This window comes from Ruegeria sp. P8 (genome assembly GCF_056534665.1).
This window is the reverse complement of sequence record NZ_JBQERC010000005.1, coordinates 75089-87350: the sequence shown is the minus strand read 5'-3', so window position 1 is coordinate 87350 and position 12262 is coordinate 75089. Positions and strand designations below refer to the sequence as shown.

The window sequence follows — 12262 nt, the reverse complement described above, 5'->3', positions numbered from 1 at the left end:
CTTTCCGCTATTTCATGCCTTTGGCTTAAACATGAGTAATAGCAGCGCAGAAACAAAGGTCAAACAACCTTGTTAAGGCGCAGCCTGTTCCAGAAAGCACCCGACCTTGTCCGCCATCTGTTCGGCGGTGTCGTCGCGCTTGAAGAATTCAAGGAAACCATGTTCGGGCGTCACCAGATAGGTGAAGGTGGAATGGTCAACAAGGTAGAATTCGTCGCTTTTATCCTGTGCCTTGTAATAGGTCTTGTAAGCCTTGCTGGCCGCCCTGACCTGTTCGGGCGAACCGGTCAACGCAATCGTCTTGCCGCCAAGATTGAAGGCATAATCATCCACAACCTCGGGCGTGTCCCGTTCGGGATCGATCGAGATGAACAGCGCAGTGGCCGACTGCCCGCGCTGGTTCAGGATATCCACGGCCTCAACATTGCGGGACATGTCAAACGGGCAGACATCGGGGCAGAATGTATAGCCGAAATAGACAAGTGTGGGTTCGGTGATCACGTCTTTGTCGGTCACCGTCTCACCCTTGCCATTCACCAGTTCAAACGGCCCGCCGATAGCAGCGGTCCCCCCGGCGATCTGCCCGGATCGGCACTGTGCAAACTGGTCGCCGGATCCGCCCCCACGCGTCAAAAGCCACATCGCACCTAGGCCAATAGCCAGAACGAGAGTTGCAAGAATTGCGTATAGGCGGGTCATTTCGGTTTTCCGGTCGCAAGGGGTTGTTGATCGTTCCGGCCGGGACACCTATCAAGATGACCAGCCTTTGCAACAGGACATAAGCGACCGATGGCAGATTCCAATCAGACTTTTTGGCGCGGCCAGGAACGCAGCAGCTGGATCCGCCTGCGCACCCTGATCCTGTTGCGATGGGTTGCCATTTTTGGTCAGATCACCGCCATCACCGTGGCCCAGCAATACTATCACGTGCAGCTGGAACTGGGCCTGTGCTATCTGGCCATCGGGATCTCGGTCATGGGTAACCTGACTGCCATTATGTTGTTTCCACAGAACAAGCGGATGTCCGAGTTCGAAAACTTCCTGATGGTTCTGTTCGATCTGCTGCAACTGTCGATCTTGTTGTATCTGACGGGCGGTCTGAACAACCCCTTTGCCCTTCTGCTTTTGGGGCCGGTCACGATTTCCGCCAATGTGATGAGCACACGGTCGACCTTGATAGTTGGGGCTGTTGCGATTGTTCTGACCACTTTGCTGGCGGAATTCCACCTGCCGCTGCGGACCAACATCGGAGTGTTTCTGGACATTCCGGAAATCCTGCTGTTTGGCAACTGGGCGGCTATCATTATCGCCATCGTCTTTATCGGTGCTTATTCTCACCGCGTCAGTTCCGAGGTTCAATCCATGTCCGAAGCGCTGGCTGCCACCCATATGGCGCTGGCCCGCGAGCAAAAACTGACCGATCTGGGCGGCGTGGTAGCCGCTGCCGCGCACGAGTTGGGCACCCCCTTGGCCACGATCAAACTGACAAGTGCGGAACTGATCGAAGAGCTGGACGACCGTCCCGACCTCAAGGAAGACGCGGCCTTGATCCGCGAACAGGCCGATCGGTGCCGCGACATTTTGCGCGATATGGGTCGTGCCGGAAAAGATGACCTGCATTTGCGGCAGGCTCCACTTTCAACGGTGGTGAACGAAGCCGCCGAACCGCATGTTGACCGGGGCAAGGTCGTTCATTTTTCGGAAGGCCCGGCGCAGGACGGAGATGTGCTGCAACCCTCGATTCTGCGAAAGCCCGAGATTATTCACGGGCTTCGCAACCTGATCCAGAATGCCGTGGACTTTGCCCGCGCCAATGTCTGGGTCGAAGCCGAATGGACAGACAGCAGGATCACCGTCAGCATCATGGATGACGGGCGCGGCTACCCGTCGCACATGATTGGACGCATCGGTGATCCCTTCATGCGCCGCAGACGGGCCGAAGCCGACTTGCGAACCCGCCCGGAATACGAAGGCATGGGGTTGGGACTGTTCATCGCAAAAACGTTGCTGGAACGCAGCGGGGCCGAACTGAAATTCGCAAATGGCACGGACCCGTATCAGCACCTGACCGATCAAAAAGACAGGACAGGTGCAATCGTCAAGGTCTCGTGGCCGCGCAACCTGATTGACGCGCAAAAGGGTGACACTCCGGTTCCATCCGGTTCCAACAAACGCATTCAAGTATGAGTTAAGGAGCCGTTAACCTATCCTGCCCATAGTCAGCCGGGGTTTGGTTCTACCTTGGGGAAATTAATGGCCGACTGGATCATTCTGGCCGCGATCAGCCTGGTATCGGGATGCTTTGCCGTACAGTGGTTATTGCCACGCCAGACGCGACGCGACGATGTCTTTGGCTTGTTTTCAACAACATCCCTGTTTGATGCGGTATTCCTGTTTGATGGTGATCACCTGATCAGTCACTCCGATATCGCGCTTGCCGGGTTCGAACATGTTGGAAGCTGGCAGGACTTGCGCCGCCTGCTGCAAAGGGATTTCCCCACCTTCCCCGAAACACCCGAAAAGGTTCGCGATCAAAATGTATTGGTAATCTCGGCCATTGATTGCACAGTCGAACGCGAAGTCGTGTGTGAATGGATCGACGGGATTGTCCGCGTGCGTCTGCACGAACCGGCCAGAGTACCTCCGACTGGGTCAAGCACGCTGAGTGAACCGAGCCGTTTGGCCATGGAACAGGCCCCCTATCCAGTATGGTTGCTGGATCACAACAGCCAGGTGCAATGGTGCAATGCGGCTTATGTCACGCTTGTTCGCCGGGCGCGTGGTCAGGATGCCGATCTGACTGCCCCGCTGTTTCCGGGCACCTCTGATGCGCCGTCGCTTGGAAAATCAAGGGTTTCGGTAGATGTGACTGGGTCCAACAGCAAGTTGTGGTTCGATCTGACGCAGATCGAACAGGAAGACGGGCGGTTATGTTACGCCACAGACATCAACGCCATTGTCGAAGCGGAAACCGCGCAACGCAAGTTCGTGCAGACCATGACCAAGACGTTTGCTCAACTTTCGATCGGCCTGGCCATTTTCGATCGCAACCGGCAACTGGCGCTGTTCAACCCGGCCCTGATCGATCTGACCACGTTGCCGCCGGATTTCCTCAGCTGCCGCCCGAATATCAGCAGTTTCTTCGACCGGCTAAGGGATCAGCACATGATGCCAGAGCCCAAGAACTACCGTACATGGCGGCGTCAGATGAACGACCTGCTCGAAGCAGCCGAGGGCGGCAATTACCACGAAACATGGTCGCTTCCCTCCGGCTCGGTTTATTCTGTAAGCGGCAGGCCGCACCCTGACGGGGCTGTTGCGTTTCTGTTCGAAGATATTACGGCAGAAATCACGTTGACGCGCCGCTTCCGGTCCGAGATGGATCTTATGCAATCCATATTGGACAAGCTGGCCGATGCAATCGCTGTATTTGCCGATGATGGCACCCTGGCCCTTACCAACTACGCCTACGAAAAACTTTGGGGCGACGCACAGGAAATCGGCTTTCAGAACGACACGGTCACCGATGTCACGCGGCGGTGGCAGGACCATTGTGTTGCTACGCCGATTCTGGGAGAGATCCGGGATTTCGTCGAAATGCGGGATAACCGGGCGGAGTGGACGGCTGAAATCCGGATGCGGTCGGGCATCACTTTGGACTGCACGGTTTCACCGGTTCATAACGGTGCGACGATCGTGCGGTTTGCACCCGTGGATATTCTGACAAAAACAGCTCCGATGAAACAGATCAGCGCCTGAACCGGGGTTGCAGCCGATTGGGCAGAACGTCATTGTGGCGCCATGACGACGCCCCCCCAAACCCTGACCTTCAGATCGCCCGATGAAACCGCAGATTTTGCGACCCGTGTCGGGTCTTCGCTTGATGCCGGGGATGTCCTGTTGCTTAGTGGTGCAATCGGCAGCGGCAAGACGCATTTCGCACGCAGCCTCATTCAATCACTCATGCCTGAACCGGAAGATGTGCCGTCACCCACATTCACTTTGGTTCAGACCTACGACACCCCGGCCGGTGAGATCTGGCACTGCGATCTTTATCGGCTGAACGCGTTAGAGGAAGTGGATGAACTGGGTTTGGTCGATGCCTTTGACACAGCAATCTGCCTTGTGGAATGGCCGGAAAAGCTGGGCGCACTAGCCCCTGCCGCTGCGTTAAAGCTGGCCTTCGAAACAGACCCTGACACAGAAGATACCCGCCACGTGTCCTTGTCATGGGCCGATCCGAAATGGGTAAAAAAGCTGGAGAATGCCGGATGACAAACAGGACAGTCCTGGCAGAAGCCCTTATTGCACAAACTCCTTGGGCCGGGGCAACGCGTGCACCACTGGCCGGCGACGCATCGAACCGCCGGTACGAACGTGTGACCGATCCGGTCAGTGGGCGAACGGCTGTCCTGATGGATGCGCCACCTGACAAGGGCGAAAGCGTCGAATCGTTTGTGCGCATTGCCGACTATCTGCGTTCGATTGGACTGAGTGCGCCCGAGACTTACGCAGAAGACGCTGAATATGGATTTCTGCTGCTGGAAGATCTGGGTGATGATCTGTTTGCACGTGTTCTGAAAAAAGACCCGTCCAAAGAACGCCTTTTGTACGAGGCCGCAACAGACGTGTTGCTTCACCTGCATCAGGCCCCATTATTGTCGCTACCGTCCTACGACCCGGCCCTGATGACGGACCTGGCGGCGCTGGCGCTTACGAAATATGCCGCTGGAATTCAGGGCAATGTTGATCAGGACGTTCTGGACCGGTTCGAACTTCGGTTTGCCGATATTCTGCACCGTGAAACCTCTGGGGGCAAAGTTGTCATTCAAAGGGACTATCACGCGGAAAACCTTCTTTGGCTGCCCGAGCGCGACGGCATAAGGCGCGTCGGATTGCTGGATTTCCAATTGGCCATGCTGGGGCACCCCGCCTATGATCTGGTGTCCTTGCTTCAGGACATTCGCCGCGATGTTTCGGTCGGGACAGAAATGCAGATGATCAACCGCTATATTGCAGGGTCAGGTATGGATGATCACGAGTTTCGGACCGCGTACAGCGTATTGGGCGCGCAGCGAAATCTTCGCATCCTTGGCGGTTTTTCGCGGCTGGCAACCGATTACGGCAAGCCGCAATATCTGGACATGATCCCGGCGGTCTGGTCGCACCTCATGCGGGATCTGGAACACCCTGCCCTTGTTTCGGTGGCCTCGCTGCTGCACGACGCTCTGCCCCGACCAACACCTCAGAATTTGGCCAGGCTGAGGCCGCAATGACCGGATCACCCTTTGCCGTAATGTTGTTTGCCGCCGGATTTGGCACCCGTATGGGCGCGTTGACCAAGGACCGACCCAAACCGCTGATCGAAGTGTCCGGGCGCCCCCTGATCGACCATGCGCTGGATCTTGTCGACAACCTTGGCCCTGTTCGCACAGCGGCAAATGTGCATTACCACGCCGATCAGCTCGACGCGCATCTCGGGCCTAAAGGCATTCTGATATCGCGGGAGGAGCCGGAGATCCTGGAAACCGGCGGCGGGTTGCGCGCAGCCCTGCCATTGCTGGGAACCGACCCAGTGTTCACCCTGAATACCGACGCAATCTGGTCCGGCCCAAATCCATTGAAACTGCTGCAAAACGCATGGGATCCGGCCCGCATGGATGCGCTTTTGATGTGTGTTCCAACTGCGCAGGCCATAGGTCACGACGGGCCCGGTGATTTTACCGCTGATCGGGCGGGGCGGATCACGCGTGGGCCCGGCTTGGTTTACGGGGGCGCGCAGATCCTCAAGACACAAGGGCTGCACGCCATCTCGCAGCCGGCGTTTTCGTTGAACCTGCTTTGGAACCAGATGCACGACCAGAGGCGTTTGTTCGGTATCGAGTATCCCGGGCGCTGGTGTGATGTGGGTCGCCCCGATGGGATCGCTCTGGCCGAGGATTTGCTTGCCGATGTTTGACCCCGAACCCCTTCCCCGCGTCTTCGCTGTTCCGCCCGGTACGGATTTCCCCAAGGCGTTGGTCGACGGTCTGAAGCGGCGTTGTTCAGGCCCGCCCGAGGCTTTGGCGCGGGTGGAACTGGTGTTGAACACGCGACGCATGGAGCGGCGCGTACGTGATCTGTTCAATCAGGGGCCACCTTGCCTGCTGCCCCGCATCTCGCTGTTAACCGATCTGGGGGACAGCGCTGATCTGGCCCATATTCCACCTGCCATTCCGCCCCTTCGGCGGCGTCTGGAACTGACGCAGCTGGTAGCCAAATTGTTGGAACAACAACCAGATCTGGCCGCGCGGTCGTCGGTTTTTGACCTGTCCGACAGTCTGGCGGCGCTGATTGACGAAATGCAGGGCGAAGGTGTGTCACCGGACACGATCCGGGGGCTGGATGTCAGCGACATGTCCGGCCATTGGGCGCGGGCTCAGACCTTTATCGGTATCGCAGATCATTTCATTGACACGGGCTCGCAGGTGATGGATGCGCAAGCCCGCCAACGTCGCGTGGTCGAAAACCTGATCGCCCGCTGGCAGACCGCCCCCCCCCTGCATCCGGTTATTCTGGCCGGGTCAACCGGTTCGCGCGGCACCACGCTGATGCTGATGGACGCCGTCGCGCGCTTGCCGCAGGGGGCGCTGGTACTGCCCGGATACGATTTCGACCAGCCGGATCACGTTTGGGAAGGGTTGGATGATGCGTTGACTTCGGAAGATCATCCGCAATACCGGTTTCGCAAGTTGATGCGCGGGCTGGGCCTGTCACCCGGCCAGATCACCCCCTGGACAGACCTGAACGCCCCCTCGCCTGCCCGTAACCGTCTGGTTTCCCTGGCTTTGCGCCCGGCCCCGATCACCGATGCCTGGATGAGCGAAGGCCCGAAACTGGCTGATCTACTCGGCGCAACCAAAGACCTGACACTGGTCGAGGCGCAATCACCGCGGGACGAGGCTTTGGCCATTGCCCTGCGCCTGCGACAGGCTGCTGAAACCGGTCAGACCGCCGCCCTGATCACGCCCGATCGCATGTTGACCCGTCAGGTCAGCGCCGCGCTGGACCGGTGGAACATTCTGGCGGATGACAGCGCCGGCCTGCCGCTGCAACTCTCGCCTCCGGGCCGGTTTCTGCGACATGTGGCTGGTCTGTTCACGCGCCGTCTGGAGGGCGAGGCGCTGCTTACCTTGCTAAAACACCCTTTGTGCCATGACGGCAGTGAACGCGGTAACCATTTGCTGCACACGCGTGATCTGGAACTGGACCTGCGCCGCAATGGCCCGCCATTTCCGGATGGCACCAGCCTCGCAGCATTTGCAGTACGCAAAGAAGCCCCCGAAAGCTGGGCCCACTGGGTTGTTCACCACTTCTGCGATCAACAGATCTGTGGCGAGTTGGCGCTTTCCGACTGGGTAGATCGGCTCACAACACTTGCCGAGGCGATCTCGGCCGGCAGTGCAGGTGAAACCGGCACGCTTTGGGACAAGAACGCGGGTCAAAAAGCGCTGGCAGTGCTGAATTCCCTCAGGGATGAGGCGCAACATGGCGGGCCGATGACAGCCCATGATTTTGCCGATCTTCTGGGCGCGTTGCTTGCAGGGGAAGAGGTCCGCGACCGCGACGCGCCACATCCGCATATCATGATCTGGGGCACACTCGAAGCGCGGGTACAAGGTGCGGACCTGTTGATCCTTGGCGGATTGAACGAAGGCAGTTGGCCAGAAGCTCCGGCTCCTGACCCCTGGCTGAACCGGCAGATGCGTGACAAAGCGGGGTTGTTGCTGCCCGAACGGCGGATTGGCCTGTCGGCGCATGATTTTCAACAGGCCATCGGCGCGCCCGAGGTCTGGCTAACCCGCGCAACCCGCTCGGACGATGCGGAAACGGTGCCGTCCCGTTGGGTGAACCGGCTGACAAACCTGTTGCAAGGCCTGCCTGAGCAGGGTGGCCCCCAAGCGCTGGCCGAAATGCGCGCCCGTGGCCAAAACTGGCTGAATTGGTCCGACGCTCTGGAAGACGCGCCGCGCATTGACCCCGCGCAACGCCCATCCCCGCGCCCGCCAGTTGCCGCGCGTCCACGTCACCTGTCAGTAACGGAAATCAAGCGGCTAATTCGCGATCCTTATGCCATCTATGCCAAGCATGTGCTGCGTTTGAAACCTCTCGACCCGCTTGTCCAGGCACCCGACGCGTTGCTGCGGGGGATCGTAATCCACGAAATCCTCGAACATTTCGTCAAGGATAGCGTGCTCGACAACGCCTTGCTGACGCGTGAGAATTTCCTGAAGCGCGCGCACGCATTGCTGGAGCAGCATGTCGCCTGGCCCACGGCGCGGCACCTGTGGCTTGCGCGACTGGAACGGAACGCAGACGACTTTATCAGCGCCGAACTTTCGCGCCGGGGTGATGGCGGGCCAGTGGCCTTTGAAGCGGCGATGAAGCTGGTGCTGAACCCGCTGGATTTCACCATAACAGGGCGCGCCGACCGGATCGATCACAACAGCCGGGGGGCCTTGCGGATCATCGACTATAAAACCGGCGCGCCTCCGACAGAAAGCCAGCAGACCAAATTCGACAAGCAATTGCTGATCGAGGCCGCAATGGCCGAGCAGGGCGGTATCGAAGGGCTTGACCCGATGGCGGTGGCAGAGGCGATCTTCATCGGGATGGGTGGTGCCTATAAAGAGGTGCCCGCGCCGCTGCTGAAAGAACCCGCCGACAAGGTTCTAGCCGAGCTGAAAGAGCTGATTTCGGCTTATTTAGAATCTGATCAGGGGTATTCGTCCCGCCGAATGCTACACAAGGATACGGATATCGGTGACTATGATCATCTGGCCAGGTTCGGCGAGTGGGACCGGACAGCCGAAACGCGCCCCGAGGATTTGACATGAGCGCGCGCAACGAAGCAACCGAACGGCAGGTGCAGGCCGCGCGACCCGATGCCTCGACCTGGCTGGCCGCCAATGCGGGGTCAGGAAAGACACGGGTTCTGACCGATCGGGTGGCGCGCCTGCTGCTGGGTGGCGTCCAACCGCAGCACATACTTTGCCTGACCTATACCAAAGCTGCTGCCAGCGAGATGCAGAACCGGTTGTTTGACCGTCTTGGCAAATGGGCAATGCTGGAAGATGCCAGGCTGCAAAAGGACCTGGCCGAACTGGGCGTGACCGGCGTTATCGATTCAGACCGGTTGGCACAAGCGCGCACCCTGTTTGCCCGCGCCATCGAGACGCCAGGCGGCTTGAAGATTCAGACAATTCACTCGTTCTGCGCCTCGTTGCTGCGTCGTTTCCCGCTCGAGGCCGGGGTCAGCCCGCAGTTTTCGGAAATGGAAGACCGTGCGGCAGCTTTGCTAAGGGAAGAAATTGTTGAAGATTTCGCAGAAGGCCCGCAGGCCAGGCTGATCGAAGACGTGGCCCAGTTTGTCACCGATACAGGCTTTGACAAGCTGACTGCGGCGATCACCCAGAAACGCAACCTGTTCGCGCAGCAACTGGATTGGTCTGATCTTCTGCAACGCTTCGAACTGCCCTCGCATTTCGACGATAATGCGTTGTTCCAAAGCGTTTTTCAGGGTGGTGAGGTCCAGCTGATCCAATCAATGCTGCCCGTTTTGCTCGAAAGTGGCGGCAATAATGCCAAGGCTGCGGCAAGGCTGGCAGGGTTCACCGACGCACGATTGGCTCACTTGCCCATGCTGGAAGACGTGCTGCTGACCGGAAAAGGCGCAAAAGAACCGTTTACCGCCAAGATCAACGGCTTTCCCACCAAACCCCTTCGCGAAGGTGCGCTGGCGGACCGGATGCCTCAACTCGAAGCTCTCATGCTGCGGGTCGAGGCCGCGCGTGAACGCCGACTGGCGCTGGTTGCCACCCAGAAAACCGCCGTTTTGCACCGCTTTGCCGCTGCATTCCTACCGGAATATGAACGCCGCAAGCAGTTGCGGGGGTGGCTGGATTTCGACGACCTGATCCTGCGCGCACGTCAGGTTCTGAATGACCCGGCGGTGGCCGAATGGGTGCTGTACCGTCTAGACGGGGGTATCGACCACATTCTTGTCGACGAAGCGCAAGACACCAGCCCCGATCAATGGGATGTGGTCGAAAAACTGGCTCAGGAATTCACCAGTGGGGAAGGGGCCCGATCAGGGGTCGAGCGCACGATTTTCGTGGTCGGCGATAAAAAGCAATCGATCTATTCCTTTCAGGGCGCCGACCCGCAAGCCTTTGACCGGATGCAGGAAGAGTTTGACCGAAAACTCGCTGAATCAGGCTCTAAACTGTGGGATTCGACGCTAGAATATTCATTCCGATCCTCCAGCGCGATCTTGTCTCTGGTCGACACGCATTTTGAGAACCGCGCCGATGCGGGATTTCAGAAGGAAAGCCAGCACCGCGCCTTCAAATCCGATTTGCCCGGTCGGGTTGATCTTTGGCCCGTCGTCGAGAAAGTCGAAGACGCGGAAGAGGGGGATTGGACCGATCCGGTGGACCGGCCCGGATCGCGGCATCATACCGTTATTCTGGCCGAACGGGTGGCTGAGACGATCAAAAAAATGATCGATGACGGCGAAACGATCCCTGAAGACGGGGACACGCAGGGCCAGTTTGTTCGACGCAAAGTGCAACCGGGTGATTTTCTGATCCTTGTGCAACGCCGGTCCGACTTGTTTGCCGAAATCATTCGCGCCTGCAAGGTTGCCGGGCTTCCCATCGCCGGGGCGGACCGGCTGAAAGTGGGTGCCGAACTTGCGGTCAAGGATCTGGCTGCGCTGCTTAGCTTTCTGGCCACACCCGAAGACAGCCTGTCGCTAGCGACAGTTCTGAAATCCCCGCTGTTTGGATGGTCCGAGCAGCAGCTTTTCGATCTGGCCCATAAGCGGGAGGAGCAATTCCTGTGGGCTGCTTTGCGCAGACGCGCCGACGATTTCCCCAAAACCCTGGCCGTGCTGAACGATCTGCGCAGTCAGATCGACTTTCTGCGCCCCTATGACCTGATCGAACGCATTCTGACCCGACATGACGGGCGGCGAAACCTGTTGGGCCGACTGGGACCCGAGGCAGAAGACGGTATCAATGCCCTGCTGTCGCAGGCGTTGGCCTACGAGCGGACGGATATCCCCAGCCTGACGGGATTTCTGGTCTGGATGCAGACCGACGATCTGGAAATCAAACGACAGATGAGCGGGGTCGGCAATATGATCCGGGTGATGACGGTGCACGGCTCGAAAGGTCTGGAGGCTCCGATCGTCATTCTGCCGGATACCGGCAAACGTCAGCCGCCACGCGACGCCGAAATCATGGTGGCAGACGGGACACCGCTGTGGAAGGTTTCGGCAGACCAATCGCCAAACCTGATCACTCACGCCCGGTCAGAGGCGCGCACCCGCGAGGAAAACGAACGGCTTCGCCTGCTATATGTGGCTCTAACACGGGCCGAAAAGTGGCTGATCGTGGCGGCGGCGGGTGATTTGGGTAATGATGGCAACAGCTGGTACCAGATGGTCGAAGCGGCGATGGAAAAGGCCGGGGCAACGCAACTGCCTGGTTCAGATAAACGTCGGCTGTCCCATGGCGACTGGGATGGGTTGCCATTGGTCGAGCAGTCAGTTGCATTGGCCAAACATGCAGAACTGCCCGACATGTTCCTGCACCCCGCACCAGAACCAGTTGTACCGGCGGCCTCTATCAGCCCTTCGGCTATGGGTGGTGCCAAGGCGTTGCCGGGTGACGCTGGTTTGGATGAAGACGCTGCCAAACTGCGCGGAACCCGTGTGCACCTGCTGCTTGAGCATCTGCCCAAAGTCACACAGGACCACTGGCCAGAGCTTTGCGCCCGCCTGCTGCCCGACATGGGGCACGAGGATCAGAACGCATTGCTGACCGAAGTCACAGGCGTGCTGACATCCGAAAGCCTGCGACACATTTTCACGCCGGACACATTGGCCGAAATACCTGTTACTGCCGACCTGAACGGGCAGCGAATGTATGGGATTGTCGACCGCCTGATCGTGACAGACACCGAAGTCCATGTGATTGATTTCAAATCAAATGCCACCGTTCCGAACCGGGTCAAAGATTGCCCCGAAGGGTTGCTTCGCCAAATGGGCGCGTATGCGCAGGCCCTGTCGCAGATCTATCCAAACCATAAGATACGCACCGCAATCCTCTGGACAAGAACGGCAAATCTTATGTGGCTGCCACACGATCTTGTGACGGATGCCGTGGCCTGCACCCAGATATCTTGACCTTACCTACTGCCGCCCCTACCTTCACAG

At 58.6% G+C, this 12262-nt stretch carries 8 protein-coding genes; 7 read left to right on the top strand and 1 reads right to left on the bottom strand.

Translation table 11 applies throughout. The features are described 5' to 3' along the window. Positions 1-72: 72 nt before the first annotated feature. Positions 73-699 carry an SCO family protein gene (locus ACR0BZ_RS09200; RefSeq protein WP_480546092.1) on the bottom strand — a complete coding sequence of 209 codons (627 nt, stop codon included), beginning with the start codon at positions 697-699 and terminating at the stop codon, positions 73-75. A 90-nt stretch (positions 700-789) separates the two neighbouring features. Between ACR0BZ_RS09200 and regB the strand changes: the two genes are divergently transcribed. The 7 genes from regB to addA all read left to right on the top strand — a co-directional run bounded on the left by regB (position 790) and on the right by addA (position 12232). After that, a complete protein-coding gene (regB, locus tag ACR0BZ_RS09195) occupies positions 790-2187 on the top strand; it encodes a sensor histidine kinase RegB (RefSeq protein ID WP_480920064.1) in 1398 nt (465 codons plus the stop codon). 66 nt (positions 2188-2253) lie between these two features. Continuing rightward, positions 2254-3759 carry a PAS-domain containing protein gene (locus tag ACR0BZ_RS09190; RefSeq protein ID WP_480920063.1) on the top strand — a complete coding sequence of 502 codons (1506 nt, stop codon included), beginning with the start codon at positions 2254-2256 and terminating at the stop codon, positions 3757-3759. A gap of 42 nt (positions 3760-3801) precedes the next feature. After that, positions 3802-4275 carry a tRNA (adenosine(37)-N6)-threonylcarbamoyltransferase complex ATPase subunit type 1 TsaE gene (gene tsaE / locus ACR0BZ_RS09185; RefSeq protein ID WP_480474435.1) on the top strand — a complete coding sequence of 158 codons (474 nt, stop codon included), beginning with the start codon at positions 3802-3804 and terminating at the stop codon, positions 4273-4275. Beyond that, the gene (locus ACR0BZ_RS09180) at positions 4272-5276 is read left to right on the top strand and encodes an aminoglycoside phosphotransferase family protein (RefSeq protein ID WP_480920062.1); all 1005 of its coding nucleotides are present in this window, start codon (positions 4272-4274) and stop codon (positions 5274-5276) included. Before tsaE ends, ACR0BZ_RS09180 begins: the two co-directional genes overlap by 4 nt. Then, entirely contained in the window at positions 5273-5959 is a 687-nt protein-coding gene (locus tag ACR0BZ_RS09175) for a nucleotidyltransferase family protein (protein ID WP_480920061.1), read from the top strand. Before ACR0BZ_RS09180 ends, ACR0BZ_RS09175 begins: the two co-directional genes overlap by 4 nt. Next, positions 5952-8876, top strand: a complete 2925-nt coding sequence (gene addB / locus ACR0BZ_RS09170; protein ID WP_480920060.1) for a double-strand break repair protein AddB — start codon at positions 5952-5954, stop codon at positions 8874-8876. Before ACR0BZ_RS09175 ends, addB begins: the two co-directional genes overlap by 8 nt. Then, positions 8873-12232 carry a double-strand break repair helicase AddA gene (addA, locus tag ACR0BZ_RS09165; protein WP_480920059.1) on the top strand — a complete coding sequence of 1120 codons (3360 nt, stop codon included), beginning with the start codon at positions 8873-8875 and terminating at the stop codon, positions 12230-12232. The genes addB and addA overlap by 4 nt, the downstream gene beginning before the upstream one ends. The last annotated feature ends 30 nt before the right edge of the window (positions 12233-12262 follow it).

Coding starts and splice junctions, on each gene's coding strand:
- tsaE (WP_480474435.1), top strand. CDS start 3,802: ATGACGACGCCCCCCCAAACCCTGACCTTCAGATCGCCCGATGAAACC.
- ACR0BZ_RS09190 (WP_480920063.1), top strand. CDS start 2,254: ATGGCCGACTGGATCATTCTGGCCGCGATCAGCCTGGTATCGGGATGC.
- ACR0BZ_RS09200 (WP_480546092.1), bottom strand. CDS start 699: ATGACCCGCCTATACGCAATTCTTGCAACTCTCGTTCTGGCTATTGGC.
- regB (WP_480920064.1), top strand. CDS start 790: ATGGCAGATTCCAATCAGACTTTTTGGCGCGGCCAGGAACGCAGCAGC.
- ACR0BZ_RS09175 (WP_480920061.1), top strand. CDS start 5,273: ATGACCGGATCACCCTTTGCCGTAATGTTGTTTGCCGCCGGATTTGGC.
- ACR0BZ_RS09180 (WP_480920062.1), top strand. CDS start 4,272: ATGACAAACAGGACAGTCCTGGCAGAAGCCCTTATTGCACAAACTCCT.
- addB (WP_480920060.1), top strand. CDS start 5,952: ATGTTTGACCCCGAACCCCTTCCCCGCGTCTTCGCTGTTCCGCCCGGT.
- addA (WP_480920059.1), top strand. CDS start 8,873: ATGAGCGCGCGCAACGAAGCAACCGAACGGCAGGTGCAGGCCGCGCGA.